Annotated in this window: 28 protein-coding genes; 10 read left to right on the forward strand and 18 right to left on the reverse strand. The window is 69.7% G+C overall.

The annotated features are described in order from the left end of the window. Window positions 1–31: 31 nt before the first annotated feature. Complete coding sequence (locus OG819_RS05280) at window positions 32–502, reverse strand: N-acetyltransferase (protein WP_266628740.1); 471 nt, start codon at window positions 500–502, stop codon at window positions 32–34. A 253-nt stretch (window positions 503–755) separates the two neighbouring features. Between OG819_RS05280 and OG819_RS05285 the strand changes: the two genes are divergently transcribed. Then, entirely contained in the window at window positions 756–1,385 is a 630-nt protein-coding gene (locus tag OG819_RS05285; RefSeq protein WP_323138248.1) for an XRE family transcriptional regulator, read from the forward strand. A 26-nt stretch (window positions 1,386–1,411) separates the two neighbouring features. Here the strand turns inward: OG819_RS05285 and OG819_RS05290 are convergent, their stop codons facing one another. Next, window positions 1,412–2,437, reverse strand: coding sequence for an ATP-dependent 6-phosphofructokinase (locus OG819_RS05290; protein WP_266628738.1), 1,026 nt, complete (start codon window positions 2,435–2,437; stop codon window positions 1,412–1,414). Between the two features lie 218 nt (window positions 2,438–2,655). On the opposite strand from OG819_RS05290, the gene pta reads away from it, so the two are divergent. From pta to pyk, 3 genes are all read left to right on the forward strand, one after another. Beyond that, window positions 2,656–4,734, forward strand: coding sequence for a phosphate acetyltransferase (gene pta / locus OG819_RS05295; RefSeq protein ID WP_266648268.1), 2,079 nt, complete (start codon window positions 2,656–2,658; stop codon window positions 4,732–4,734). 35 nt (window positions 4,735–4,769) lie between these two features. After that, window positions 4,770–5,987, forward strand: coding sequence for an acetate kinase (locus OG819_RS05300; RefSeq protein ID WP_323139383.1), 1,218 nt, complete (start codon window positions 4,770–4,772; stop codon window positions 5,985–5,987). 122 nt (window positions 5,988–6,109) lie between these two features. After that, window positions 6,110–7,543 carry a pyruvate kinase gene (pyk, locus tag OG819_RS05305; protein WP_266628732.1) on the forward strand — a complete coding sequence of 478 codons (1,434 nt, stop codon included), beginning with the start codon at window positions 6,110–6,112 and terminating at the stop codon, window positions 7,541–7,543. A gap of 72 nt (window positions 7,544–7,615) precedes the next feature. On the opposite strand, the gene OG819_RS05310 is transcribed toward pyk, so the two are convergent. The 5 genes from OG819_RS05310 to OG819_RS05330 all read right to left on the reverse strand — a co-directional run bounded on the left by OG819_RS05310 (window position 7,616) and on the right by OG819_RS05330 (window position 12,562). Further along, window positions 7,616–8,023, reverse strand: coding sequence for a hypothetical protein (locus OG819_RS05310; protein ID WP_266648272.1), 408 nt, complete (start codon window positions 8,021–8,023; stop codon window positions 7,616–7,618). A 333-nt stretch (window positions 8,024–8,356) separates the two neighbouring features. Then, complete coding sequence (locus OG819_RS05315) at window positions 8,357–9,631, reverse strand: hypothetical protein (RefSeq protein ID WP_266648274.1); 1,275 nt, start codon at window positions 9,629–9,631, stop codon at window positions 8,357–8,359. Next, window positions 9,621–10,166 carry a DUF6114 domain-containing protein gene (locus OG819_RS05320; RefSeq protein WP_266652575.1) on the reverse strand — a complete coding sequence of 182 codons (546 nt, stop codon included), beginning with the start codon at window positions 10,164–10,166 and terminating at the stop codon, window positions 9,621–9,623. Before OG819_RS05320 ends, OG819_RS05315 begins: the two co-directional genes overlap by 11 nt. A gap of 105 nt (window positions 10,167–10,271) precedes the next feature. Continuing rightward, window positions 10,272–10,925, reverse strand: coding sequence for a DUF6230 family protein (locus OG819_RS05325; RefSeq protein ID WP_266628726.1), 654 nt, complete (start codon window positions 10,923–10,925; stop codon window positions 10,272–10,274). 659 nt (window positions 10,926–11,584) lie between these two features. Further along, on the reverse strand, window positions 11,585–12,562 hold the full coding sequence (locus OG819_RS05330; protein WP_266628719.1) for a tetratricopeptide repeat protein: 978 nt from the start codon (window positions 12,560–12,562) through the stop codon (window positions 11,585–11,587). 278 nt (window positions 12,563–12,840) lie between these two features. Here OG819_RS05330 and OG819_RS05335 point away from each other — a divergent pair, with 278 nt between their 5' ends. Further along, a complete protein-coding gene (locus OG819_RS05335) occupies window positions 12,841–13,467 on the forward strand; it encodes a TetR/AcrR family transcriptional regulator (RefSeq protein ID WP_266431319.1) in 627 nt (208 codons plus the stop codon). A 165-nt stretch (window positions 13,468–13,632) separates the two neighbouring features. On the opposite strand, the gene OG819_RS05340 is transcribed toward OG819_RS05335, so the two are convergent. The 4 genes from OG819_RS05340 to OG819_RS05355 form a co-directional block, all read right to left on the reverse strand. Then, window positions 13,633–15,333, reverse strand: a complete 1,701-nt coding sequence (locus tag OG819_RS05340; protein WP_266628715.1) for a methylmalonyl-CoA mutase — start codon at window positions 15,331–15,333, stop codon at window positions 13,633–13,635. 74 nt (window positions 15,334–15,407) lie between these two features. Further along, window positions 15,408–15,746: a DUF3817 domain-containing protein gene (locus OG819_RS05345; protein WP_266431323.1), complete on the reverse strand. Its 339-nt coding sequence runs from the start codon at window positions 15,744–15,746 to the stop codon at window positions 15,408–15,410. 78 nt (window positions 15,747–15,824) lie between these two features. Continuing rightward, window positions 15,825–16,334: a MarR family winged helix-turn-helix transcriptional regulator gene (locus OG819_RS05350; RefSeq protein ID WP_095852549.1), complete on the reverse strand. Its 510-nt coding sequence runs from the start codon at window positions 16,332–16,334 to the stop codon at window positions 15,825–15,827. 11 nt (window positions 16,335–16,345) lie between these two features. Beyond that, window positions 16,346–17,689 carry an MFS transporter gene (locus OG819_RS05355; protein ID WP_266648277.1) on the reverse strand — a complete coding sequence of 448 codons (1,344 nt, stop codon included), beginning with the start codon at window positions 17,687–17,689 and terminating at the stop codon, window positions 16,346–16,348. 83 nt (window positions 17,690–17,772) lie between these two features. Here OG819_RS05355 and OG819_RS05360 point away from each other — a divergent pair, with 83 nt between their 5' ends. Further along, window positions 17,773–18,759 (forward strand): DUF5937 family protein, encoded by a 987-nt coding sequence (locus OG819_RS05360; RefSeq protein WP_266652577.1) that lies wholly within the window; start codon window positions 17,773–17,775, stop codon window positions 18,757–18,759. A gap of 20 nt (window positions 18,760–18,779) precedes the next feature. Here the strand turns inward: OG819_RS05360 and OG819_RS05365 are convergent, their stop codons facing one another. The 5 genes from OG819_RS05365 to OG819_RS05385 all read right to left on the reverse strand — a co-directional run bounded on the left by OG819_RS05365 (window position 18,780) and on the right by OG819_RS05385 (window position 21,626). Continuing rightward, the gene (locus tag OG819_RS05365; protein ID WP_266648278.1) at window positions 18,780–19,412 is read right to left on the reverse strand and encodes a TetR/AcrR family transcriptional regulator; all 633 of its coding nucleotides are present in this window, start codon (window positions 19,410–19,412) and stop codon (window positions 18,780–18,782) included. Then, window positions 19,409–20,065: a DUF4166 domain-containing protein gene (locus OG819_RS05370; protein ID WP_266634677.1), complete on the reverse strand. Its 657-nt coding sequence runs from the start codon at window positions 20,063–20,065 to the stop codon at window positions 19,409–19,411. Before OG819_RS05370 ends, OG819_RS05365 begins: the two co-directional genes overlap by 4 nt. Window positions 20,066–20,088: 23 nt before the next feature. Then, window positions 20,089–20,838, reverse strand: a complete 750-nt coding sequence (locus OG819_RS05375; RefSeq protein ID WP_266628708.1) for a hypothetical protein — start codon at window positions 20,836–20,838, stop codon at window positions 20,089–20,091. A 150-nt stretch (window positions 20,839–20,988) separates the two neighbouring features. Continuing rightward, on the reverse strand, window positions 20,989–21,282 hold the full coding sequence (locus OG819_RS05380) for an MTH1187 family thiamine-binding protein (RefSeq protein ID WP_014176340.1): 294 nt from the start codon (window positions 21,280–21,282) through the stop codon (window positions 20,989–20,991). Further along, entirely contained in the window at window positions 21,279–21,626 is a 348-nt protein-coding gene (locus tag OG819_RS05385) for a DUF3817 domain-containing protein (protein WP_266628706.1), read from the reverse strand. Before OG819_RS05385 ends, OG819_RS05380 begins: the two co-directional genes overlap by 4 nt. A 213-nt stretch (window positions 21,627–21,839) precedes the next feature. On the opposite strand from OG819_RS05385, the gene OG819_RS05390 reads away from it, so the two are divergent. From OG819_RS05390 to OG819_RS05405, 4 genes are all read left to right on the forward strand, one after another. Continuing rightward, complete coding sequence (locus OG819_RS05390) at window positions 21,840–22,472, forward strand: AIM24 family protein (RefSeq protein ID WP_266652579.1); 633 nt, start codon at window positions 21,840–21,842, stop codon at window positions 22,470–22,472. A 1-nt stretch (window position 22,473) separates the two neighbouring features. Then, complete coding sequence (locus OG819_RS05395) at window positions 22,474–23,124, forward strand: AIM24 family protein (protein ID WP_266431341.1); 651 nt, start codon at window positions 22,474–22,476, stop codon at window positions 23,122–23,124. Continuing rightward, on the forward strand, window positions 23,121–23,930 hold the full coding sequence (locus tag OG819_RS05400) for an AIM24 family protein (RefSeq protein ID WP_266648279.1): 810 nt from the start codon (window positions 23,121–23,123) through the stop codon (window positions 23,928–23,930). The genes OG819_RS05395 and OG819_RS05400 overlap by 4 nt, the downstream gene beginning before the upstream one ends. A gap of 92 nt (window positions 23,931–24,022) precedes the next feature. Next, on the forward strand, window positions 24,023–24,499 hold the full coding sequence (locus OG819_RS05405) for a MarR family transcriptional regulator (protein WP_266648280.1): 477 nt from the start codon (window positions 24,023–24,025) through the stop codon (window positions 24,497–24,499). On the opposite strand, the gene OG819_RS05410 is transcribed toward OG819_RS05405, so the two are convergent. After that, window positions 24,405–25,289 carry an MFS transporter gene (locus OG819_RS05410; protein ID WP_323138171.1) on the reverse strand — a complete coding sequence of 295 codons (885 nt, stop codon included), beginning with the start codon at window positions 25,287–25,289 and terminating at the stop codon, window positions 24,405–24,407. The genes OG819_RS05405 and OG819_RS05410 overlap by 95 nt on opposite strands. 713 nt (window positions 25,290–26,002) lie before the next feature. Further along, a complete protein-coding gene (gene meaB / locus OG819_RS05415; RefSeq protein WP_266431352.1) occupies window positions 26,003–26,959 on the reverse strand; it encodes a methylmalonyl Co-A mutase-associated GTPase MeaB in 957 nt (318 codons plus the stop codon). Window positions 26,960–26,995 lie beyond the last annotated feature (36 nt).

The following is a 26,995-nucleotide window of genomic DNA, read 5'->3' on the forward strand; positions in this document are numbered from 1 at the left end:
CCTCCCTGCGACTTGATCCGCCGGACAGGCCCTAGACCAGCTCCAACACGCCCACCGTCTGCCCCCCGCTCGTCTCTCCGGTCAGCTTGAATCCCAGCCCGAGGTAGAAGCCCTCCGGGCCGGTCTCGCCGGGGTGCCAGGTGACCGTGAGACGAGTGCCACCCCGGCGCCGGATCTCGGCGGCCACCGACTCGACCGCGAAGCGGCCGTATCCCCTGCCCTGTTCCCCGGCCGCGATGTTCAGACGCCACAGGCCGGAGCGGCGGTCGGTGCCCGCCTCGCTTCCGTCCCAGCTGATGTCGAAGAAGGCCATCAGGAACCCGACGGTCCGGTCACCGTCGACGATGAGGCGGGGCCAGGCGACGCCTGGATGCACATACGCCTCGGCCAGCGACTTCACGACCGGCGCGACCAAGTGCTCCTGATCGGCGCGGACCTTCAGCCCGATCGCGGTGTCGAAGTTGCCGGGGGTGATCTTCTCGAGGCGTGGCGCGGTCGTCATATCTTCACCCTAGGTGACCTGATCAAGCGATTTTCGACGCGTCGCGCCCCGCCCCGGAACCCTGGGAGGGTCCGACGGGAAGGGGCGGCAAGGGCAGAACCGTATGTTCGTACGATCCGTAATTGTGGCCGAACAGACCGTAGTCACCATCGCCCCGGCCCCATATTTTGTGCGCGTGCAGCGACCGCAGCCCCATCAGCCCACCCCGCCCTTCAACGCTCCGGCCGCCCGCAGACTGCGGGCCGCCCTCGACATGGGGCCCGAGCACGTCGCCTACGGAATGAGAGTCTCGTACGGGCTGCCGTACGTCACTCCCGACCTCGTCGTCGCCTGGGAGAGAGGGACGACCACCCCCAATGGACCCGAACTCACGGCACTCGCGAGTGTGTTGTGGTGCTCACCGGCTGAACTCATCGGCGCGCCACGAACGTTGCGCGAGCACCGCGTGTCACGCGGGCTGGCACAGGAGGACATCGCACGGGCCGTCGGCCTCGAACTCCTCGCCTACCAGCGGATGGAAGAGGCCGACGAGTGGCGCGGCAACGAGCGCCAGTCGGTCGTCCTCGCCGACACCCTCGAACTGTCGTTGCGGGACTTCGTCACCGTCACCGGACGCGACGACAAGCTCGCCGAGCTGCTGCGCAGCGCGGTGACGACGCGCTGGCAGGCGTACGTCCGTCCGCTCGGGAAGATGATCCCGCTGGACCGGCGCCTCCTGGAGGACGCCCTCCAGGAGATGCACACGGAGTACCAGGGGCAGATGGTCGCCACGCTCAGCTGGGGCGACGGATCGACCGCCGCCGACGCCGACGACTCCGGTCGCGACTTCCTCGACCGGATCGTCGATCAGTTCTGGGCCATGCTCCAGAGAAGTACGTACTGAGCCCGTACCCACCGGGTCCGTACGACCTAGAACACCGACTCCGCCTCGTCCATACGGTCCTTCGGTACCGTCTTCAGCTCCGTGACCGCCTCCGCCAGCGGCACCATCAGCACGTCCGTGCCCCGCAGCGCCGTCATGCGCCCGAAGTCACCGCGGTGCGCCGCCTCCACCGCGTGCCAGCCGAAGCGGGTGGCGAGCACCCGGTCGTACGCGGTCGGAGTGCCGCCCCTCTGCACATGGCCGAGAATGACCGGCTTGGCCTCCTTGCCGAGGCGCCGCTCCAGCTCGTACGCCAGCGCCGTGCCGATGCCCTGGAAGCGCTCGTGGCCGAACTGGTCGATGGCTCCGTGCCCGTAGTCCATGGTGCCCTCGACGGGGTGGGCCCCCTCGGCGACACAGATGACCGCGAACTTCTTGCCGCGGGCGAAACGCTCCTCGACCATCGCCATCACGTCGGACGGGTCGAAGGGGCGCTCGGGCAGGCAGATGCCGTGGGCGCCGGCCGCCATGCCTGACTCCAGGGCGATCCAGCCCGCGTGCCGGCCCATGACCTCGACGACCATCACGCGCTGGTGGGACTCGGCCGTGGTCTTCAGACGGTCCATGGCCTCCGTGGCCACGCCCACCGCCGTGTCGAAACCGAAGGTCCGGTCCGTCGACGAGATGTCGTTGTCGATCGTCTTCGGGACGCCGACCACCGGCAGCCCCGCGTCCGACAGCATCCGGGCGGCCGTCAGCGTGCCCTCGCCGCCGATCGGGATCAGCACGTCGATGCCGAACTCGCGGGCCATGTCCTGCGCGTTCTCGCAGGCCTCGCGGAGCCGGTCGCGCTGCAGTCGCGAGGAGCCGAGAATCGTGCCGCCGAGGGCGAGGATGCCGCTGACCGCGTTGAGGTCGAGGGTGCGGTAGCGGCCGTCGAGCAGGCCCGCGTAGCCGTCCTCGAAGCCGATGACCTCGTCCCCGAAATTGGTGACCGCTCGGTGCACGACCGACCGGATCACGGCGTTCAGGCCCGGGCAGTCGCCGCCTGCGGTGAGAACTCCGATACGCATCGTGCTGTGTCTCCTGCTCGCTGCTGGTACGTGTGAGCCGTTCCGATTGTTTCATGAGCCGAAGGGCGCCGACGATTCCCTCCTCCCCACCAGGACGTTTGTCCTGGCGGGCGCCCTAGCTACCCTCAGAGGTATTGTCAAGAGGGTTCCGCTCACCCCAGTGGGCCATTTTTCCGAGCCCCGAAACCACCCAGCGCCGCAACGGATGGAGAGCACGCGTGACCCGCAGTGTCTACGTGACCGGGATCGACCGCGGCGACGGCCGCCAGGTCGTCGAGCTGGGGGTCATGGAACTCCTGACTCGCCAGGTCGACCGGGTGGGCGTCTTCCGTCCGCTCGTCCACGACGGCCCGGACCGGCTCTTCGAGCTGCTGCGCGCCCGCTACCGGCTGGCCCAGGACCCGGCGAGCGTGTACGGCATGGACTACCACGAGGCGTCCACGCTCCAGGCCGAGCAGGGCGCGGACGAGCTGGTCTCCACCCTCGTCGACCGGTTCCACCGCGTCGCCCGCGACTACGACGTCGTCCTCGTCCTCGGCACCGACTTCGCCGACACCCAGTTCCCGGACGAGCTGTCGCTGAACGCCCGGCTCGCGAACGAGTTCGGCGCCTCCGTGATCCCCGTCGTCGGCGGCCGCGGGCAGACCGCCGAGTCCGTGCGCGCCGAGGCCCGCAACGCCTACCGGGCGTACGACGGTCTCGGCTGCGACGTCCTCGCCATGGTCGTGAACCGGGTGGCCCCGGCCGACCGCGCCGCGATCAGCGAGCGGATCGACCACCGTCTGCCCGTCCCCTGCTACGTCCTGCCCGACGAACCCGCCCTCTCCGCGCCCACCGTCGCGCAGATCACCCAGGCCCTCGGCGGCACGGTGCTCCTCGGCGACGAAGCGGGCCTCGCCCGGGACGCGCTCGACTTCGTCTTCGGCGGCGCGATGCTGCCCAACTTCCTGAACGCCCTGACCCCGGGATGTCTCGTGGTCACCCCGGGCGACCGCGCCGACCTGGTCGTCGGCGCGCTCGCCGCGCACAGCGCGGGCACCCCGCCCATAGCCGGCCTGGTGCTCACCCTGAACGAGCGGCCCAGCGACGAGGTCCTCACCCTCGCCGCCCGCCTCGCCCCCGGCACCCCGGTGATCTCGGTGGCCGGGACCTCCTTCCCCACCGCGGCCGAACTCTTCTCCCTGGAGGGGAAGTTGAACGCCGCCACCCCCCGCAAGGCGGAGACCGCCCTCGGCCTCTTCGAACGCCACGTCGACACCAACGACCTCCTCAGGCGCGTCTCCGCGCCGAGCAGCGACCGCCTCACCCCGATGATGTTCGAGCACAAGCTCCTCGAACAGGCCCGCTCCGACAAGCGCCGCGTCGTGCTCCCCGAGGGCACCGAGGCGCGAGTCCTGCACGCCGCGGAGGTGCTGCTGCGCCGGGGTGTGTGCGACCTGACGCTGCTCGGGCCGGTCGACCAGATCCGCAAGAAGGCCGCCGACCTCGGCATCGACCTGGGCGACTGCCAGTTGATCGACCCGGCCACCTCGGAGCTGCGCGAGCGCTTCGCCGAGAAGTACGCCGTCCTGCGCGCCCACAAGGGCGTCACCGTCGAGCTGGCGTACGACGTCGTCGCCGACGTGAACTACTTCGGGACGCTGATGGTGCAGGAGGGACTCGCCGACGGCATGGTCTCCGGCTCCGTGCACTCCACCGCCGCGACCATCCGGCCCGCCTTCGAGATCATCAAGACCAAGCCGGACACCAAGATCGTCTCGTCCGTCTTCTTCATGTGCCTGGCCGACAAGGTCCTGGTGTACGGCGACTGCGCCGTGAACCCCGACCCGAACGCCGAGCAGCTCTGCGACATCGCCATCCAGTCGGCCGCCACCGCCGAACAGTTCGGCGTCGAGCCCCGGATCGCGATGCTGTCGTACTCGACGGGCACGTCCGGGTCGGGCGCCGATGTCGACAAGGTGCGCGAGGCCACCGGCCTGGTGCGGCTGCGCCGCGACGACCTGAAGATCGAGGGGCCGATCCAGTACGACGCCGCGGTCGAGCCGACCGTCGCGGCGACCAAGCTGCCGGACTCCGAGGTCGCCGGGCAGGCCTCCGTGCTGATCTTCCCCGACCTCAACACCGGCAACAACACCTACAAGGCCGTACAGCGCTCGGCCGGCGCGATCGCCGTCGGGCCGGTCCTGCAGGGCCTGCGCAAGCCCGTCAACGACCTGTCCCGCGGGGCGCTGGTACAGGACATCGTCAACACGGTCGCGATCACGGCGATCCAGGCCCAGACTCCGAGCAGGGCATGACCACCACCATCCGCTACCCAGAAGGCACCCCCGCAGTGACCGCCACCCGCGTCCTCGTCCTCAACTCCGGCTCCTCGTCGGTGAAGTACCAGCTGCTCGACATGCGCGACAGCAGCCGCCTCGCCATGGGCCTCGTCGAGCGCATCGGCGAGGGCACCTCCCGGCTGAAGCACACGGCGCTCACCACGGGCGAGACCCGCGAGACGATCGGTCCCGTCGCCGACCACGCCGCCGCCCTGAAGGCCGTCGCCGAGGAGCTGTCCAAGGACGGCCTCGGCCTGGACTCCCCCGAACTGGCCGCGATCGGCCACCGGGTGGTGCACGGCGGACAGCACTTCACCGAGCCCACGGTCGTCGACGAGACCGTGCTCACCGAGATCGAGCGGCTGATCCCGGTCGCCCCCCTGCACAACCCGGCGAACCTGACCGGCATCCGCACCGCCCAGGCACTGCGCCCCGACCTCCCCCAGGTCGCCGTCTTCGACACCGCCTTCCACACGACGATGCCGGAGTCCGCGGCGCGCTACGCGATCGACGTGAAGACCGCCGACGTGCACCGCATCCGGCGGTACGGGTTCCACGGCACCTCGCACGCGTTTGTGTCCCGGGAGACGGCGAAGCTCCTGGGCAAGGCGCCGCAGGACGTGAACGTCATCGTGCTGCACCTCGGCAACGGCGCCTCCGCCGCCGCCGTACGGGGCGGCCTCTGTGTGGACACCTCCATGGGGCTCACGCCGCTGGAGGGACTGGTCATGGGCACGCGGTCGGGCGACGTGGATCCCGCGGTCATCTTCCATTTGACGCGTGTTGGCGGGATGTCCACGGACGAGATCGACACTTTGCTCAACAAGAAGAGCGGCCTGATCGGCCTGTGCGGCGACAACGACATGCGGGAGATCCGTCGCCGTGTCGACGAGGGTGACGAGCAGGCGCGGCTCGCCTTCGACATCTACATCCACCGTCTGAAGAAGTACATCGGCGCCTACTACGCGGTACTGGGCCGGGTGGACGCGATCGCCTTCACCGCCGGAGTCGGCGAGAACGCCGCCCCGGTGCGCGAGGCCGCGGTGGCCGGCCTGGAGGAACTCGGCCTGGCGGTCGACGCCGACCTGAACGCGGCTCGAGGGGACGGGCCCCGACTCGTCTCCCCCGAGGGCGCACGGGTCGCGGTCGCCGTGGTGCCGACCGACGAGGAACTGGAGATCGCCACGCAGACCTACGCACTCGTGGGCGCGTCCCACGACCTCATCTGAGCGGCACCGCGCCCCCCTCGAACGGGCGGCACCGTGCCACCTCACCTGAGCGGCAGCGCGCCCCTTTGTATCTTCCGCCAGACGGAATATTCCGTAGCGAAACAAACCGATAGGATCGCCCTATGCGCCGTTCGAAAATCGTCTGTACTCTCGGCCCCGCGGTCGACTCCCACGAGCAGCTCGTCACGCTGATCGAAGCCGGCATGAACGTGGCCCGCTTCAACTTCAGCCACGGCACGCAGGCCGAGCACCAGGGCCGCTACGACCGGGTCCGGGCCGCCGCGGCCGAGACCGGCAGGGCCGTCGGTGTCCTCGCCGACCTGCAGGGCCCGAAGATCCGTCTGGAGACCTTCGCCGAGGGACCCGTCGAGCTGGTGCGCGGTGACGAGTTCACCATCACCGTCGAGGACGTCCCCGGCGACAAGCACATCTGCGGCACGACCTACAAGGGCCTGCCCGGTGACGTCTCCAAGGGCGACCCGATCCTCATCAACGACGGCAACGTCGAGCTGAAGGTCGTCGAGGTCGACGGTGCCCGGGTCAAGACGGTCGTCATCGAGGGCGGTGTGATCTCGGACCACAAGGGCATCAACCTGCCCGGCACGGCGGTGAACGTGCCGGCGCTGTCCGAGAAGGACGTCGAGGACCTGCGCTTCGCCCTGCGGATGGGCTGCGACATGGTCGCCCTGTCCTTCGTGCGGGACGCCAACGACGTGAACGACGTGCACAAGGTGATGGACGAGGAGGGCCGCCGGGTCCCCGTCATCGCCAAGGTGGAGAAGCCGCAGGCGGTCGAGAACATGGAGGCTGTCGTCGCGGCGTTCGACGCCGTCATGGTGGCCCGCGGTGACCTGGCCGTCGAGTACCCGCTCGAGAAGGTCCCGATGGTGCAGAAGCGCCTCGTGGAACTGTGCCGCCGCAACGCCAAGCCGGTGATCGTCGCGACCCAGATGATGGAGTCGATGATCACCAACTCCCGCCCGACCCGCGCCGAGGCTTCGGACGTGGCCAACGCGATCCTCGACGGCGCCGACGCGGTCATGCTCTCCGCCGAGTCGAGCGTGGGCGCGTACCCGATCGAGACGGTCAAGACGATGTCGAAGATCGTCGTGGCGGCGGAGGAGGAACTCCTCTCCAAGGGGCTGCAGCCGTTGGTCCCGGGCAAGAAGCCGCGCACGCAGGGTGGTTCGGTCGCCCGTGCCGCCTGCGAGATCGCCGACTTCCTCGGCGGCAAGGGCCTGGTCGCCTTCACCAAGTCGGGTGACACCGCCCGTCGGCTCTCCCGCTATCGCGCGGCCCAGCCGATCCTGGCCTTCACCACCGACGAGGGCACCCGCAACCAGCTCGCGCTGAGCTGGGGCGTCGAGTCGCACGTCGTGCCGTTCGTGAACAGCACCGACGAGATGGTCGACCTCGTCGACCACGAGCTCCAGAAGCTCCGGCGCTTCAACGACGGCGACATCGTCGTGATGACCGCCGGCTCGCCCCCCGGCGTCCCCGGCACCACCAACATGGTCCGGATCCACCACCTGGGCGAGAGCAGCCGCACCGCCTGACCCGCGGTCCCCGTACGCCACTGAGGGCGCCTCCTGCCGGGCAGAGGGCGCCCTCAGTCGTCTGTCGGGTCCTCAGCCGACGGTGCCCGACTCCACCGGGAAGTCCGGGGGCCAAGGCTGCGAGATGTCGAACAAGGAAGGATCCTCGAACGTGCGGGCCGCCTCACGCCAGGAGGGAGCGCCCGAGACGACGAAACTCCTGCCGGCCGGGTCGATCATCCATGTGTAGGAGGCGTCGCCTTCGGCCAGTTCATGACGTTCCCGCAGTTCCGCGAACTCCGTCTCGGAAGCCCGCCGGATGCGCAGTCCCTTCTCGTAGATGGGCTTGAGGAGCATCAGCTCCACGTGCCCGAAGTACACCTCGACCCGGGTATCGGTCCCGTCGATCAGGGTGGCGTCGCTGCGCAGGAGGAGCTGACGGTGTGACGCGGCGAAGCTCACCACCCGGAACAGCCGACCCTCGCGCACGAACTCTGGCATCGCTGTGTTCTCCCTGTCTTCGGCTCACTGCGCCCAGTCGGGCCTGGGCGTGGAGTGATGTCCCTCGCTGATGAGGTCAGCGGGGACTCGCACGCGCGCACGCCCGCGCATCACACGCTGGTCGTGCTTCCCCGGTGCCGCCCCCATGCCGCGGCTGGTCATGCACACGGCAAAGTCACTCCATGAGGAAGATGTGAAAGTTGTAAACGACTTTCAAAGGAGTCCTCTGGAGGTTCGAAGAGTCCGTTCAGGACTGTGGCCCGGCCCTCCGCGCGAGCGGAGGAACCGGGCCACAGTCCTGTGTGCGGCTCCCGAACGGGCCCTGTGGGGTGCTCAGTCGATGTACTGGTGCAGCCTGGGTATCGTCAGCGTGCCGCCGAACTGGCCGGCCTGTACGACCTTCACCTTGGTGAAGTAGATCAGCGGGATGTTCAGCGGCGGCGGGTTGTCCGGGCTGAACGTGATCGGGATCAGGCCGAGCAGGTTGCCCGAGATGCTCTCGGTGTACATGACCGTCTTGCCGCCGCGGATCGTGGACGTCGTACCGCTGCCCGCCTGCACGTGGTACGTCTTGCCCGACTGCTCGTCCTTCACCGTCTGGTGCAGATCGCCGATGTCGGTGCCGTCCGAGATCACGTACTTCAGGACCTTCTTGACCGTGCCGTTGGCGGTCTTCACCTTCACGATGCCCTGGTAGTCAGCGCCCTTGAGCAGCAGCGAACTCGCGTTCAGGTACCAGGGGTCGTCGGGCAGGGTCACGGGGGTGTCGAGGCCGCCCTCATCGTCCGTGGCGACCGGGCAGTCCGACGCGTCCGTGGTGGAGCTCGGGGACGAGGTGGCCGCGTCGGCCGCGTCCTTGACCGCCTTGGTGGTGTCCTCGGCCGCCTTGGTCGCGGTGGAGGTCGTGTCCTTCACGGTGTCCTTGACCGTGTCGGCGACCTTGTCGGTGGTGTCCTTGACCGTGCCCGCGACCGTGCCGGACGTGCTCTTGTCGCCGGTGTCCTTGGTCGCGCTCGCCGAGGCGGAGGCCGACGGCGTGGGGCTGGCGGTGGCACTCGCGGTGGAGTCGCTGCCGCCGGTCAAGACGCCCGTGATCGCGTCGCCGATGGTGCCCAGCAGGTCGCCCCCGCTGCTCGCGGACGCCGACGGGGTCGCCGTCGCCGTGCTGCCACCACCGCTGCTCTGCGCCGACTTGCTCGCGGACGGCGTCGGCGTGGACCCGCCCTTGTCGTCGGAACCTGAATCCGACGAAGAGGTCTTGTCCGGCGACGACGACGCACTGGCCGAGGGGGTCGACTCCGGCTTGTAGGCGGACGCGGAGGAGGTCGGGCTGGCCGACGTGTCCTTGTCGGCCAGGGCCTCGACGCACTTCTTGTACTCGTCGGCCGTCAGGCTCTTGGCGGACGAGTGGTCGTCGGCCTGCGCGAGTGTCGGCGTGAACCCCATCCCCATGAGGACCGCGGTCGGCATCGCCGCGAGGGCGACGGCCTTGCCCGCGGGCACGTGGAACCTGGTGAACAGCGGCTTCCTCGGGGCCGCGTGGCGCGGCCCGGTTCTCACCCGGGACTCGTCCACATCAGTCCCGTGGATCGCCTCGTCAGCCGGCACTGTGCCTCCTGTTCAACCCGTTCGCCGGGCTCGTTCCTGACAGATCGTTCGGCTCGCCCAGCCCGTCCGTGCCCCCTGCTGCCATCCCCTGGGCGTTGCCCCCGTTCCCGGCCGCCGTCTTGACCGACTCCGCCTCGGGCTTTCCCGGCGCCCAGGCGACCGCCATGGCCCCACCGACCATGGAGAACAGGAAGCCGATCAGGAAGCCACCGAAGTTCGAGACGGGAACAGACACCAGCGCCAGCAGGATCGCCGCGACTCCGGCGAAGGTCTGGACATGTTTCTGGAACCAGAGGCTGACACCCAGCACGACGAGCAGCACGCCGATGATCAAGGAACCCGCACCGGCGGTGGTCGACATCGCCAGGGTCAGGTTGCCGAGCTGGAGGTTCGCGTAGGGGAAGTACATGATCGGAATACCGCCGAGCAGGACGAAGAGTCCTGCCCAGAACGGCCGGTTGCCGCGCCAGACCCGGAAGTTCTGACGAAAGACTCGGAGATAGTGCTCGTCCTGAACGGGCGACTCGGCGCTCATGGAAAACAGCTCCCTGGAACGGCGTTGCTGTGAGAAGTTCACGTACTGCAGCAAGGGTGGAACGGGCGGGAGCGCCTCAGGCTCCCCCGCCCGTTCAAGGGGTGCTTAGTAGCACTCCTTCGTGCCCGCGGACACGGACATCTTGAGACCGCTGAGCTTGAAGGTGCCGGCGGTGGTCGCCCACGCCGTCTGCTTCACGCCGGTCAGCTCGGCCGAGTCGGCCTGCTGGGCGAAGCCGTTCGGGTTGGCCTGCTCCTTGCCGCCCTTCATGCCCGGGCCCTTGCCGCCCTTGTCGGCGCCCGTGTCACCGGCGGCCACACCGATGTCGATGCCGTGGAAGACCGCATCGGCCGAGAGGTCCTCGACGTCGATGTAGAGGTTCTCGGCCTCGACCTTGTCGTGTCCCTCGCCACCCGCCCGAAGTATCAGGCTGGCGGAGCCGATGAACGGGATGTTCGGGGTGACCACGGACTGGCACATGTTCGTGATCTTGGCGGACTTGAACGCCGAGACCGCGACCGGGTGAATCGCGGACCCGCCGGTGAGGGTCTTGCCCGCGTCAACGGCTCCGTACTGCGAGAAGCCCTGACCTTCGAGCAGGTCGGCCGAGACCTTGAACGACTGGCCGGACACACTGAACGACGCGGCGAGAGCGCCCTGCGCGAGGGCGACACCTATCGCTGCCGTGGCGGCCACGCTGGGCACCATCACGACGGCGAACCGCTTCCATCTGGTCCCGCCACGCACCTGGGACTCCATATTTCCTCCTTCTCGGACGTACATCTCCTGGCCCTGACTGCCCCGTATCAGCGGCTCAGCCGGGCAGGGATGGGAGAAGTGCTACGTCCTCGGAAAGGAGAGCGCCCGTACTCATCGAGCGCCAACCGCGCCCGAAATCACCGGCGATCACCCCCGAGCGACAACCACTGGTCGCGCCTGACACACATCACGCACAACCTGCTGGACAGGCTCCGCCGAACGGCAAAGACCCCCCTGCCCAAGGGCCGGCGCCACTGCCGCCGCCCCTACCCGGTGGGGACCCAGAAAACCCCTTGACCCGATTGGCTGTCGGAGTAGGGGGGAATGGACCGAGCGTCGCCGATCGTGGTGCATTCTCGCCGCCCGCACAAGGGGGTTCGTTACTGGCTAGTAACGGCCGGATAACCGAACAACGACCCGCCGGTATCGGCCGACAACTCTGGGTGGTGTCGAGGGTGACGCCAAAACAGTTGATCCACGGACAGAATCCGACAGATCAACGCCTCTGACTTACTCCCAGTAACAGCGGCCGCGTTTACCAAGATTTGGTAAAGCGCGGCCACCTGCCGCTCTCTCGGCAAATCTTTCACCTGGGCATCACACACCCCGGCGTTTAGGAACAGGTCAGCGCACCGGTCGGAACCCGGTGCGGGAACCGATCAGAACAGCGCCCTGGCGAGCGCCCGGCGCGCCCCGATCACCCGCGGATCGTCGGCTCCCACGACCTCGAAGAGCTCCAACAGCCGCAGCCGTACGGCATCGCGGTCGTCGCCCGCCGTGCGCTGCACCGTGGCGATGAGCCGCCCGAACGCGTCCTCGACGTGCCCGCCCACCAGGTCGAGGTCCGCGGCCGCGATCTGCGCCTGTACGTCCTTGGGCTTCTCGGCGGCGTCCTTGCGCACCTGGAGCGGGTCGGCACCCTGCACGCGCTGCAGCAACTCGGCCTGGGCGAGGCCGAGCTTGGCCTCCGTGTTGCCCGGGTCGTCGCTCAGCACGTTCTTGTACGCCTGCACGGCACCGCCCAAGTCACCGGCGTCCAGGGCCTGTACAGCGGCCTCCAGGAGCGCGTCATAGGGCCCTGCCGGCACCTCGTGCGCCACGGGGGCGCTGTCGGGCCGGCCGTCGGGGTCGACGGTCACGCCGGTCAGGCCGAAGCGCTGCTCGGCGACCTCGACGAGTTGGTCGAGGGTCCCGCGGATCTGCGCCTCCGGGGCCGCCCCCTGGAAAAGCGGCAGCGCCTGCCCCGCCACGACGGCGAACACGGCCGGGATCCCCTGGATCCCGAACTGCTGCATCAACATCTGGTTGGCATCGACGTCGATCTTGGCAAGGACGAACCGTCCGTTGTACTCGACGGCCAGCCGTTCGAGCACCGGGCTCAGTTGCTTGCAGGGCTCGCACCACTCGGCCCAGAAGTCGATGACGACCGGAACCTCGGTGGACCGCTGCAGGACATCGCGCTCGAATCCCGCCTCGTCGACATCGATGACGAGACTGGCGGGAGACACGGCCCCGCCTCCGCCGCCCTGTCTGGCCGCTTCGGCGCGCGCCTGCTCCGCCTTCGCCTTGGCCTCCTGGGCCGCCTTCACCGCGGCGAGGTCGACGACTCCGCTCATGGACATGTTCCGTGGCTGCATGAGTACATCCTCCCCCTTCCTCGCGCACGTGTGAAAAGCGCTGTGAAAGCCGGGCCGCTTTACGACGCGACCCGACTCGATCCGTACTGCCGAGCACCGGGTCCCCACCCGACGCCAGTGATTGTCGCCCGTCCACGAGTCACCATGTACGAGCTTTCGCTACGACCCGTAGCGTAACTGTCCCGGGGCTCCCCTGTCCGCAACCCCCCGGTGATCTCCCTCACGGCTTCACACAACCGCCTGATTTGCTCGCCGGGAGCGGCGGATAGGGTCCTGACATGCAGAGTCGCACTACCGCTCCCCGTACGGGGCGCCCGCGCAGCGCTGCCGCGGATGCCGCGATCCTGGAGGCGACGCGGGCGGCGCTGGTCGAACTGGGCTGGTCCAAGCTGACGTTGGGGGACGTGGCGACCCGGGCCGGGGTCGCCAAGACGACCCTCTACCGACGCTGGGCGGGCAAGAACGAGCTCGTGGTCGACGCGGTGGCCGTCCTCTTCGACGAACTGGAACTCCCCGACCGCGGAAGCCTCGCCGCCGACATCGAGGGCGTGGTGCTCCAGTTCGCGGCGCTCCTGAACCGTCCCGAGACCGCGACGGCCCTGATGGCGGTGGTCGCCGAGTCGACCCGTGACGAGCCGCTCCGCGAACGCATCCGCACGTCCATCGTCGACCGCCAGAAGCGGCTCGTCGTGGAGGGCCGGGCCCGGGCCACCGCCCGCGGCGAGCTCCCTCCGGAGTCCGACCCCGAGGTCGCCGCGCGCACCGCGGATCTCATCTTCGACGTGGTCGCGGGGGCGGTGGTGCACCGCACTCTCGTCAGTGCGGAGCCGGCGGACGAGGAGTGGGTGCGCGCGTTCACCCAGCTGCTCCTCCTGGGCCTGACCGGCGCGACACCCCCCACCTGACCCGGCCGTTCCTCGCCCCCACCGGCCCGCGGACAAGGCACTCCGGCCGGACGGGGATCCGGGGCGCAGCCCCGGCCCAAGGGGCGCGGGGAACTGCGCGACCAGCCCCCACCGGCCCGCGGTCGAAAAAGACGACACGGGGGCCGGGGGCGGAGCCCCAGGGGGTCAGAAGCCCGCTGGCTCCGTGTACACACCCCACTCGTCCCGGAGCACGTCACAGATCTCGCCGAGCGTGGCCTCGGCCCGCACCGCGTCCAGCATGGGCGCGATCATGTTCGACCCGTCCCGCGCGGCGGCGAGCATCGCCTCCAGACAGGCCCGTACGCGCGCGTCGTCGCGCCCGCCCCGCCGCACACCCAGCTCCCGTACCTGCTCCCGCTCCACCTCGTGACTGACCCGCAGGATCTCCAGATCCCCGGTCACGGACCCGTGGTGGACGTTCACGCCCACCACCCGCTTGTCGCCCTTCTCCAACGCCCGCTGGTACTGGAACGCCGACTCGGCGATCTCCCCGGTGAACCAGCCGTCCTCGATGCCCCGAAGGATGCCCGAGGTGATGGGACCGATGGGGTGCTGTCCGTCGGGATGCGCCCGCAGGCCCCGCTCCTTGATCTGCTCGAAGATCTTCTCCGCGTCGGCCTCGATCCGGTCGGTGAGCTGCTCGACGAACCAGGAACCGCCCAGCGGGTCGGCGACGTTGGCGACGCCGGTCTCCTCCATCAGTACCTGCTGCGTCCGCAGGGCGATCTCGGCGGCCTGCTCGGACGGGAGCGCGAGCGTCTCGTCCAGCGCGTTGGTGTGGAGCGAGTTCGTGCCGCCCAGAACGGCCGCGAGCGCCTCCACCGCCGTACGCACGACGTTGTTGTACGGCTGCTGCGCCGTCAGCGAGACACCCGCGGTCTGGGTGTGGAAGCGCAGCCACTGCGCCTTCTCCGACTTCGCCCCGTACACGTCCCGCATCCACCGCGCCCAGATCCGCCGCGCCGCCCGGAACTTGGCGATCTCCTCGAAGAAGTCGAGGTGCGCGTCGAAGAAGAAGGAGAGGCCGGGGGCGAAGACGTCCACGTCCAGGCCGCGCGAGAGCCCCAGCTCGACGTAGCCGAATCCGTCCGCCAGCGTGTACGCCAGCTCCTGCGCGGCCGTGGAGCCGGCCTCCCGGATGTGGTACCCGGAGACGGACAGCGGCTTGTAGGCGGGGATCTTCGCGGCGCAGTGCTCCATCAGGTCGCCGATGAGGCGCAGGTGCGGCTCGGGCTGGAAGAGCCACTCCTTCTGGGCGATGTACTCCTTGAAGATGTCGGTCTGGAGGGTGCCGTTCAGGACGGACGGGTCGATGCCCTGCCGTTCCGCCGCGACCAGGTACATGCAGAAGACGGGTACGGCCGGTCCGCTGATCGTCATCGACGTCGTGACGTCGCCCAGCGGGATGTCCTTGAACAGGACCTCCATGTCGGCCGCCGAGTCGATCGCGACCCCGCAGTGCCCGACCTCGCCGAGGGAGCGCGGGTCGTCGGAGTCGCGCCCCATGAGCGTCGGCATGTCGAAGGCGACCGACAGTCCGCCGCCGCCCGCGGCCAGGATCATCTTGTAGCGCTCGTTCGTCTGCTCCGCGTTCCCGAACCCGGCGAACTGGCGGATCGTCCACGTACGCCCTCGGTAGCCGGTCGGGTACAGCCCGCGGGTGAAGGGGTACTCGCCGGGCCAGCCGATCCGCTCGAAGCCGTCGTACCTGTCCCCCGGCCGCGGCCCGTACACCGGCTCCACCGGATCACCGGAGAGCGTGGTGAAGTCGGCCTCACGCTTGCGCGAGGTGTCGTACCGGGCCTGCCAGCGTCGGCGGCCCTCTTCGATGGCGTCTGCGTCCATGCTTCGAATTTACTAGGACGTCCTAGTAAATGTCGATGGCGAACCGCCACGGACCACTCCCGTGGCGGTAAGGGTTACGCCTTGACGACCGCGGGAGAGTCCTCCGCGACCTTCGAGTCCAGCTCCTGGGTGACCTTGCGCTCCACGAAGAACGCGGCCGTCGGAATGGTCCCCGCGAGCAGCACCCACAGCTGCTTGCCCACCGGCCACTTCGCCTTGGCGCCCAGGTCGAAGGCGAAGACCAGGTAGACGACGTACAGCCAGCCGTGCGCGATGGCGACGACGCGGGTGAAGTCCACGGCACCGTCCATCTGGAACACGTACTTGGCGATCACACCGAGGGTCAGCAGGACCAGCAGCACACCGGTGACGTAGGCCATCACGCGGTAGCGGGTCAGCACGCTCTTCTTCATGGGCATGAGCGTAACGACCCCATTTGCGCGATCTACGAGCACCCCCGCTCCGGCGCGCCTCGTTCCTCTGTTCCTCGCCTACTCCTCGTCGAAGTCGCTCGCGGCGATGCGCAGGGGCCGCAGCATCGCGAAGATCTCCGCACACTCCTCGGAGTCGTAGGCCCCGAGCCCGAAGTCCATCGCCATCAGGTCGCGGGTCGCCGCGTCGCAGACCTCGCGGCCCTTCTCGGTGATGGAGGCGAGCGTGCCGCGCCCGTCGTTGGGGTTGGGCCGCTTGTCGACGAGCCCCGACTTCACCAGCCGGTCCACGGTGTTCGTGACGGAGGTCGGATGCACCATGAGGCGCTCGCCGATCTTGGACATCGGGAGCTCGCCGGCCTTGGAGAAGGTGAGCAGGACCAGTGCCTCGTAGCGCGCGAAGGTCAGTCCGTACGGCTTGACGACCGCGTCGACCTCGGCGAGCAGGATCTGGTGCGCGCGCATGATCGAGGTGATCGCGGCCATGGACGGCACGGATCCCCAGCGCTGCTTCCAGAGTTCGTCGGCGCGGGCGATGGGATCGAAGGCAAGGCTGAGCGGCTTCGGCACGGCATAAGACCTTACCCGCCGGTCATATGCTGGTCAGCCCCGTCTCGCCTTTCGGTCCCCAACCCCTGAACGGCGGGGGTCGCGGCCCCTTCCGTACGCCGTGCCTCCACCGCCAGCAGGACGCAGCAGACGGTGCCGAGCACCCCCGCGCCCGCGACCGTCGCCCGCACCCCGGCGAACTCCGCCACCACCCCCGACAGCGCCATCCCCACCCCCTGGACGGTCATCAGCCCCGCGGTGTTCAGGGTCATCGCGCGCCCTCGCAGCTCCTCGGGCACGGCCCGCACGAACCACTGGTCCAGGCCCAGCGAGTACGCGGATCCGGTGCCCGCGAGCAGCAGCAGGGCCAGCGACCAGCCGAGGTCCGGCCGCAGGACGTAGCCGACGTACGGCAGCAGGGTGACGCAGACGAGCGGGAGGGCGAGGCGGGTGCGGGTCGCGGGCCGCAGCCTCGATCCGGCGTACAGCTCCCCCGCGATCGTGCCGACCGGCAAGGCGCACATCAGCAGGCCGAGCCCGGCCGATCCGACGCCGAGCCCGTCGGCGTAGGGCGCGGCCAGCGCCTCCGGCGCGACGGCGAACATCGGTGGCACCCAGAACAGCAGGAGCAGGGCCCGTACCCGCCGGTCGGCGAGGACGCGGCGGGTACCGCGGAGCGAGTCCTTCACCAGCGCACCACCCTGACGGGCCCGCGCGGGCCGTCGCCGGGTGCCGAACCGCAGCACCGCGGCGGAGGTCAGGAAGGTGCACACCGTGATGAACAGCGCACCCCGCGGTGACACGACGGTGAGCAGCACGCCGCCGAGCCCGAACCCGGCGAGCAGCGCGCCCTGCGAGACGATCCGCAGCAGGGAGCGGCCCAGTACGAACAGATCGCCCTCGCCGAGAACATCGGTCAGCGTCGCCGTCCGCGCCCCCTGGAAGAGCGGTGAGACCACGGCGAGGGCGCAGCGCATGGCCAGCAGTACGGCGATGGGCGCGCCCGGCACCACCATGACGGCCACGCAGCCCGCGCACACCAGGTCGCACACGACGAGAATCCGGCGGGCCGGGAAGCGGTCCGCCGCGCCGGCGAGGAGGGTTCCACCGATGAGGTAGGGGAGGAAGCCGAGCGCGAACGTCAGGGCGCTCATCAGCGGTGAGCCCGTCAGGTCGTAGACCAGGACGGACAGGGCGAGCTCGCTGACGATGAGCCCGACCAGCGAGAACGCGTGGGCGGCGAAGACGGCGCGGAACTCCCGTACGGCGAAGACGGGGCCGTAGCCCGTGGCTTCGGGCGCGTTCGACGGGACTTTCGGTGGGGTGTTCGGTGGATCGGGCAGCGCCGTCGTGCCCTTCATCTCTGCTTCCGGCATGGGCAACAGCGTGCTCACCCCTCGGGCCGGGACGTAGAGTTTCGGCTCCAGCCGAATCTTCAGTTCTTCAGGAGGTGTCTTCTCTGCCTTCCCTTCTGCACTTCGGGGAGGACGACCTCCTCAACTGCCGTTTCGCGGTGTCGCCCCTGTGGGAGACGCAGGAGGCGGTTCGCACACTCAACCGTCCCGCGCGGCACGGCTACCACGCGCACTGGCTGCGCCGTATCCGCGCGGCGGCCGACGGACTCGACCTCACACCGCTGTGGCTGCTGATGCCACAGCGCGGCTACTGCCCCGACTGGCTCTGCCCGCCTCCGATCGGTCCTGCGGCCACCTTCGAGGAGGAGATCGCGGCGGTCCGCGCGGCCGACCCCGAGGCGGCCCGCGAGGAGACCGCGAGGTCACTCGCGGACACTCCAGGTGCCCTCGAATCGTCCCGCGGCCGGTCGCTGTTGAAGGACCCGATGCGCATGATCCAGGAGCTGGCCGACCTGATGGAGACGGCCTGGCACGCGCTCGTCGAGCCGGACTGGCCGCGGCTGCGCGCCCTGCTGGAGGCGGACGTCGCGTTCCACTCGCGGCGGCTCGCGGAGGTCGGTCTGGGCGGGCTGCTGCCGGAGATCGACCGTCGGTTCGGCTGGCGCTCCCACACGCTGGCCATCGAGTGGAAGGGCCGGCACGAGCGGGACCTCGCGGGCCAGGGCCTGATTCTGGTGCCCAGCGTCTTCATCTGGCCGGAGGTGGTCAGTTCCTTCGATCCCCCCTGGCAGCCCACGCTCGCCTACCCCGCCCGGGGCATCGGCGGTCTGTGGGCCGAACCGACGGACCACACCCCCGACGCCCTCGTACGACTCCTGGGACGGGGCAGGGCCACCGTCCTCACGGCCCTGGACGAACCCACCACCACGACAGCCCTCGCCCACCGCCTCCGCCTCGCCCCGTCGTCCGTCTCCGCCCACCTCACGGTCCTGCGCGCCGGAGGCCTGCTCACCTCACGCCGCTACGGCCACCAGGTGCTGTACGAACGCACCCCGCTGGGGATGGCGTTGGCGTCGGGTCCGGAGCAATAGCCCGCCCCGCGTCGCCCCGGTCAGCCGCGCGTGGTGCGGCGCAGGTGGTGGCGGATGGCCCGTTGCGCGACCGGGCCGAGGGTGTCGAGGGCCGTGACCAGGGCGGCCAGTTGCTCCAGGGCGTCGAGAGCGGCCCGGGAGCCCTTGGGGTCGACCCCCTCGTACAGCTCGATACCGACGAAGGACGCGACGACGGCACGGGCCAGCCCGGCCGGATCGGCGAACTCGCCGAGCGGGGTCGGTGCGAGGACTCGGACCAGGACCCGCTCGATCTCCGTGATCCACAGGTCCAGCCCCGCCGAGGTCGCCGGCGCCAGACGTGCGTCCGTCTGCGCCCCCGCGAGGAGCTGCCCGAGGACGGCGACATGCCCCTCGGCCCGCTCCACCTCGTGCATCTCCCGCCCGAACGCGAGGAGTTCGGCCAGTGACCCGACCTCGGCGAGCCGTTCCCGGTAGTGCGCGACCCGCTGCTCGGCCCCGTACCGGACCGCGGCCGACAGCAACTCGTCGACGGACCCGAAGTGGTAGAAGACGAGGGCCTGGTTGACCCCGGCGGTCGCCGCGATCGTACGGGCCGAGGTCTTCGCGATCCCCTGCTCGGTGAGCGTTCTCAGGGCGCCCTCCAGCAGTTTCGTCCGGGTCGCCTCGCTCATGCGCGCGCCTCCTCGCGGACGGGCCGCAGCCCGGGCCGGACCCCGCGGGTACGGACGTCGGTGTATGTCGCCCGGAAGGTGCCCTCGTAGCCGAAGAGCGGGCCGAAGCGCCGGTTTTCCACCCGGACCCGGATGCGGAAGCGGCCGGTGGAGTCGTCGTAGGACTCGCGCACCTCGGCGTCGGCGCCGATGAGTTCGGGGACGCGCACGTCCACCGGGCCCTCCCGGAAGCGGTGTTCGCCGGAGCGGATCAGCAGGGAACCGTCGGGCTCGGCGCTCAGGTGCAGGTCGCTGGCGAGGTGCTGGTGGGTGCCGAGGTAGTCGAGGACGCGGTCACCCTTGGGGCTCAGCACCATCTGGGCGTCGAAGCGGCGGGGGCGGCCGGGCAGGTCGAAGGTGCGCACGAAGCTCACCGTCTCACGGCCGAAGGTGTCGGCGTAGGGCACGTTCTCGATCATGAAGGGGACATTGCGTCCGGCGCGCGGGACGAGGATGTTGCGGGTGCCGCCGAGGGCCAGGAACGGCTTCACGAAGCCCCTCCCGTGCCAGATGCGCTCCATGACGCCGTGGCCGGTGCAGGCCTCCCCGCCGGCCAGGCCCACGGAGAAGCGCCGCCGCAGCTCGGGGTGGAGGCGGTCGAAGTCGGCGCCCATGGCGGTGCGGAAGATGGAGGGTGTCACCGCTGCTCCAGGGTGGCGAGGACGCGCGGGGCACGGGCCTGCGCGATCGGGGTGCGCACGCAGCGGCGGGCGGCCGGGGTGCCGGGCAGCGGGGGCGTGAAGAGGGCCAGGAGGGCGGCGAGGACGGCCAGTACGGGGGTCGAGTAGAGGGCGAGCGGCGCCAGCGGGCCCGCCGCGTCCACGAGCGCGCCGTACACCGTGCCCGAGCAGGCGGCCAGGAGGACGAGGCCGCGCACGGCGCACTCGGCGAGCCAGTGGCGCAGCGCTCTCTCCGGCGTGATGCCCCGCTCCAGCCAGATCCGCAGCCGGTCGAAGGACCAGGCCGTGGCCCAGCCGATGAGGGGACGGAAGACGAGCCGGTCGGCCACAGCTCCGAAGCGGCCCCAGCGTGGGCGGTAGTCGTAGCCGGTGAGGAAGCGGACGCCGTCGGCGTCGGGGACGTAGCGCCAGTAGCCGCTGCCGTCGGCGAGGAGGGAGAGCGGGTGCGGGGAGGCGAAGCGCAGGGCGGAGGTGCGGGTGCCGTCCGGGCGCTCCTTCTCCCCGGCGCAGGCGCCCGTCCCGGCGACGGTCAGGAAGGGCAGCAGCCGGGTGGCGTACCGGAAGCCCTGGGGCTCACCCTCGGTGCGCGGGAGGTAGTCGATGGAGGTGAACCTCAGGTCCCAGCGCTGGTGCTGCGCGGGGTCCTGCGTCCGTGCCCACAGGTCGTCGAGATCGCCTCGCACATGTGTCTCTACGTAGAGCCCCATTTACCGAACCCCCAGATCAGTAACCACTCTTGAGCGATCGCTCAATCGATCGCGCCTGAGATTACCGGGGTTTGAGCGATCGCTCAAACGGTCGGGCGCGAAAAACCCCGGCCCACAGGACCGGGGGTTTCGGGTCTTCTCGCCGAAGGCCTACGCGGACAGGTGCCGCTCCACCGTCTCCACCTTGGAGGTCAGACCGTCCGTCACACCGGGCCGGATGTCCGCCTTCAGGACGACGGAGACGCGCGGTGCCCGTGCCTCGACGGCGGCGACGGCGCGCTTGACCACGTCCATCACCTCGTCCCATTCCCCCTCGATGGAGGTGAACATGGCGTCGGTGCGGTTCGGCAGCCCCGATTCACGGACGACCCGGACGGCGTCGGCGACGTACTCCCCCACGTCCTCGCCGACACCCAGAGGTGTCACGGAGAAGGCGACGATCATGAGGACTCCACGACTCCCTCACGGCGTGCACGGGAGGCGATGACCGCGTCCTCGGTCTCGCGCCGGAGCTTGCGCTCGGCGAAGAAACCGCCGGTGGGCAGCACGGAGAGGACGAAGTAGAGGGCCGCCGTCTTCTTGGCCCACTTGGCACGGCTCCAGGCGTCCGCCCAGAAGATCACGTACAGGATGAAGAGGATCCCGTGGATGGCGCCCATGACGGGCACCCCGTTGAAGTCCGTGGTCCGCTTCAGCACCGAGCAGAGGAGCAGCAGCAGGAAGGAGACGGCCTCGGGGGCCGAGACCAGGCGGAGGCGGCGGAGGGCGGTGGCGGTCTTAATGTCCACGGGTCACCTTCGGTGGGAGATTCGCTTTCGGCGGGGAGCCGCTTTGTGAACGCAAGCACAAGCGTCCACCATTGTGGCATCCGAGCCCGAGTACTCGCGCTCCGGGGTGCGGGGCGAGGTGTCCGCTTGGCCCCTAAGGGTCCGCTCAGGGGTGATATCGACCTCTGGGCCCTGTCCGCGCCCCCGCCCTGCCGCTACCTTCGCAACGTGGCGATGTTCCGACTTCAAGGCAGCAAGGTGCTGGCCGTCGACATGACCGGGGACGCCGTGAAGGCGAAGAACGGCTCGATGGTCGCGTACGACGGTCAGATGGCGTTCAAGAAGCTGAGCGGCGGTGGGGAGGGGATCCGCGGGATGGTGACCCGGCGCATCACCGGTGAGCAGATGACGGTGATGGAGGTGAAGGGGCACGGGACCTGCTGGTTCGCGGACCGGGCCTCCGAGATCAACCTGGCGAGTCTCCAGGGGGACAAGCTGTACGTCGAGTCGAGCAACCTGCTCGCGACTGACGCGGGTCTGAGGACGGGCACGTCCTTCACGGGCCTCAGGGGCGCCTCCCAGGGCAACGGGCTGTTCACGACCACCGTCGAGGGCCACGGCCAGGCGGCGATCACGTCCGACGGCCCGGCGGTGGTGCTGCGCGTCAGCTCCCAGTACCCGCTGACGGTCGACCAGGGGGCGTACATCGCGCACCAGGGCAATGTCCGGCAGTCCTTCCAGGCCGGCGTGACCTTCCGCACATTCATGGGCGAGGGCGGCGGTGAGGCCTTCCAGATCCGTTTCGAGGGCGACGGACTGGTCTACGTGCAGCCCAGTGAGCGCAACACGATCGCGGGGGACCTTTGACATGCCGTTCCGCGAAGTGAACTCCAAGATGATCGAGGCGACGGTCCTGCCCGGCCAGCGCCTGTTCAGTCAGCGCGGCGCGATGCTCGCCTACAAGGGCGACGTCTCCTTCACGCCCAACGTCCAGGGTGGCCAGGGCGGGGTCATGTCGATGATCGGCCGCCGGGTCGCCAATGAGGCCACCCCGTTGATGACCGTCGAGGGCAGCGGCACGGTCTTCTTCGGGCACGGGGGCCATCACATCCAGGTGATCAACCTCTCGGGCGACACCCTGTACGTCGAGGCGGACCGGCTGCTGGCCTTCGACGGCACCCTCCAGCAGGGCACGATGTTCCTCGGCTCGCAGGGCGGGGTCATGGGCATGGTCCGCGGCCAGGTGACGGGCCAGGGGCTCTTCACGACCACTCTCAAGGGGCACGGCGCGGTGGCCGTGATGGCCCACGGGGGCGTGATCGAGGTCCCCATCTCCCCCCAGCGCCCCATCCATGTGGACCCCCAGGCGTACGTGGCGCACCACGGTGACGTACGCAACAAGCTGTCCACGGCGCTCGGCTGGCGCGACATGGTGGGCCGCGGCTCGGGCGAGGCGTTCCAGCTGGAGCTGAGCGGCAGTGGTGCGGTGTACGTCCAGGCCTCGGAGGAGAAGCTGTGAGCGCGTACGGGACCCCGGGCGGCCCGGTGATCTACGACCCGATGACCCTGCCGGTCGACGACAACGTCAACAAGTACACCTTCTGCGTGGAGCTCAAAGGGAGCCAGTGGTTCCTGCAGAAGGGCAAGATGATCGCCTACTACGGGTCGATGGACTTCAACGGCATCGGGCACGGCCGACTGGACCGTCTCGTGCGCACCTCCTTCCATTCGCCTCTGCATGCGAGCGACTGGGTGGTGGCGGAGGGCTCGGGCAAGATGCTCCTCGCCGACCGGGCCTTCGACGTGAATTCGTACGACTTGGACGAGGGCAATCTGACCATTCGCTCCGGCAACCTGCTCGCTTTTCAGCCAAGTCTCGCGCTCAAGCAGTCGATCGTGCCGGGCTTTCTGACACTGATCGGAACCGGCAAGTTCGTGGCGGCCTCTAACGGTCCGGTGGTGTTCATGGAGCCTCCCATCCGGGTGGATCCGCAAGCGCTTGTCGGCTGGGCCGACTGCCCGTCCCCGTGCCATCACTACGACCACGGGTACATGACAGGCCTCATGGGCGGTCTACGTGCACTGACAGGCCTCGGCGGGGCCTCCGGAGAGGAGCATCAGTTCGAGTTCGTAGGGGCCGGCACGGTGCTGCTGCAGTCCACGGAGGTCCTCATGGCCGAGCAGGCCACGGGGGCGGTTCCGCACGAGCCGGGCGTGCCCGGCGGCGGCGGGGCACCCGGCCACCAGGGACAGTACGGTCAGCAAGCCGGCGCACCGCGCCTTCCCGGACAGCTCGGAGACCTCCAGCGTCGCTTCGGTCTGTGAGCGGTAGTCTGCGGAGTGTGACGTCGAACGCGTGCGCGTAGTCACACCACCCTCACTAGTTCGCATTTCAACATTTTAGGTAGACTTCACTTATGGAGACCGAGACGGCCACGCGCTGGCTGACCGATGCGGAGCAGTGCGCCTGGCGCACCCACCTGGAGGTCAACAGGCTGTTGACGTACCAGCTCGAAAGGGATCTGCAGCCGTTCGGGCTGACGATGAACGACTACGAGATCCTGGTGAACCTCTCCGAGTCGGAAGGCTTCCGGCTGCGGATGAGCGACCTCGCGGCCGCCACCCTCCAGTCCAAGAGCCGGCTCTCGCACCAGATCACCCGCATGGCGAACGCGGACCTGGTCCGGCGCGAGAACTGCGAGTCCGACCGCCGAGGACTGTTCGCCGTCCTCACCGAGCATGGCATGGAGACGATGAAGAAGGTCGCCCCGCACCACGTGGCGTCCGTACGCAGGCACTTCATGGACCTGCTGTCCCCGGAGGCCCTGGAGGAGCTGCACAAGTCGCTGCGGCCGATCGCGGAGCATCTGCGGGGGCAGCGGGGTAAGCCGTAACGCTCCGCCGGGTTCCCCGCGCCCTTCCGCGGCGCGGGCCCGCCTGGCGCACGGAGAGGAGTCCCGCCGCCACCGCCACCGTCCCCGACAGGGCGAAGCACAGGCCCAGAGGCAGGTGGCCCACAAGAAGGCCCACTCCCGCGGTGCCGCCCGAGCTTCCGGCGTTCACCGCCGTGTTGACCCAGGCACCGGCCTGGGTACGGCGGCCGGGCGGGGCCGCCTCGTCGGCGATCAGGTAGGACGTGGTGAGAGCCGGGGCGACGAAGAAGCCGGCACAGGCCACCGCGACGGTCAGGGTGCCGAGGCCGGGAGCGAGGCCCGCGCCCAGCAGGGCGAGGCCCAGGCCGCCGGCCAGCAGCGGCAGGCGTACCCGTGCGGGTGTGCGCCAGTCCACGGCTCCGTTCAGGACGCCGCCCAGGGCGCTGCCCAGCGACAGTGCGGCGAGCACCCAGGCCACCACGTCGTTCCCGTGATGGCTCTGTGCGGCGAAGGCCATGACCAGAAGTTCGACGGCTCCCACGGACAGGCCGACACCCGCCGCGACGACGACGGGTTGCAGGAGCGCAGGCCCGCCGCGGAAGCGGTGCCCCGGGCGCGCGGTCGGCTTCGTGACAGCCGGACGTACGCCCGCCACGGCCGGCGACAGGACGAAGGCGAGCGTTCCGGCCCACACCAGCAGGGCGCAGAGCGCGAGCGCGGCGGCCGGCGGTGCGAACCGGACGACCGCGCCCACCAGCAGCGGACCCGAGACGAAGAGGATCTCCTCGGCGATCCCGTCCAGGGTCTCCAACGGTGCGGCGATTGCCTTGGTGGAGCTACGGAAGGCTGATTCCGGCTCGGGCGTAACAATATGGACTGCCTCTCGTTCTACCCGACATACACGCCGCGTGCTTGAAATGCGCGCGGTCCCCGCCACTGGCATCGTGCTTCACCTGCGGTGATCGGTTCAGCGTCCGGCGGGGCAGCGATCCCAGGGTGTGCCCGACCCAAAAGAGCCGGGCACAGTCCAGACGCTGGCACCGCGTCACCGCCAGTGACGCCGCACACGGGCTCTACCCAAGGATCGGCCCGGACTCCTCCGCGCTCGTTACCGCTTCCACCCCTCGGGGCCACGCGATAACCCAGGATCCTTAAGAGTTCCAGAGACGCTGTACGCCCGCTGCAGGACCCGCTTGTCCTCGATGACCTCGCCCCACGGTGCGCGCACCGTGGGGCCGAGAGGCGGCGTGCAGGCGCCCGCGGCGAGGGCGCAGAGTGCGGGTGCCGGTGTTCCGGGCCGCCAGGCCGCTGTCGCGAGGGCCGCGTGAACGGCCTCGTCCTCAAACGCCGGACGGGCTGAAGCTGCCGACCGGAGTGGAGGCCTTTGAGGGGCTCGGGGAACTGCGCGACCAGCCCCCACCCACCCGCAGCCGAAGAACACACCCGGGGGGTCCGAGAGCGGAGCCGAGCCCCCAGGTTCGGGATGGGTCGGGTAGGGGCGGCGGGGGCGAGGAAACCCCTGTCTCAGGCCTCCGTCAGGCCCTCGACCAACGAGTCCGCCGCCCGGTAAGGATCCAGCTCCCCCGCCACGATCCGCTCCGCGAGCGCGCTGAGGCGGCGATCACCATGAAGGTCGCCGATGCGCTGCCGCAGTGCCGTGACGGCGATCGTCTCGACCTCCTGGGAGGCCCGGGCGAGGCGCCGCTCGGCCAGTACGCCGTGCTCCTCCATCCAGGCGTGGTGCTTCTCGAGGGCCTCGACGACCTCGTCGATGCCCTCACCCCGCGCCGCGACCGTCTTGACGATCGGCGGCCGCCAGTCGCCGGGCCCCCGGGATTCGCCCAGCCCGAGCATGTGGTTCAGCTCGCGCGCGGTCGCGTCGGCACCGTCCCGGTCGGCCTTGTTCACCACGTACACGTCGCCGATCTCCAGGATTCCGGCCTTCGCCGCCTGGATGCCGTCGCCCATGCCGGGGGCCAGCAGGACCACCGAGGTGTCCGCCTGGGAGGCGATCTCCACCTCCGACTGGCCCACGCCGACCGTCTCCACCAGGATCACGTCACAGCCCGCCGCGTCCAGGACGCGGATGGCCTGGGGGGCCGACCAGGCGAGACCGCCCAGGTGGCCCCGGGTGGCCATCGAGCGGATGTAGACGCCGGGGTCGGAGGCGTGCTCGGACATGCGGACGCGGTCGCCGAGCAGCGCGCCTCCGGAGAACGGCGAGGACGGGTCGACGGCCAGGACGCCGACCCGCTTGCCCTGCCGCCGGTACGCCGTCACCAGGGCCGAGGTCGAGGTCGACTTGCCGACGCCCGGGGAGCCGGTGAGCCCGACGACGTACGCGTTGCCGGTCAGCGGGGCCAGCGCCGCCATGACCTCGCGCAACTGCGGGGACGCCCCCTCCACCAGGGAGATCAGCCGGGCCACGGCCCGCGGCCTGCCTTCCCTGGCCTGGGCCACCAGCGAGGAGACGTCCTGCATCACAGCTCCGTTCAGCTCCGTTCAGATCCGTACGCA

Origin of the sequence: Streptomyces sp. NBC_01549, assembly GCF_026339955.1 — a bacterium.
GTDB lineage: Bacteria > Actinomycetota > Actinomycetes > Streptomycetales > Streptomycetaceae > Streptomyces.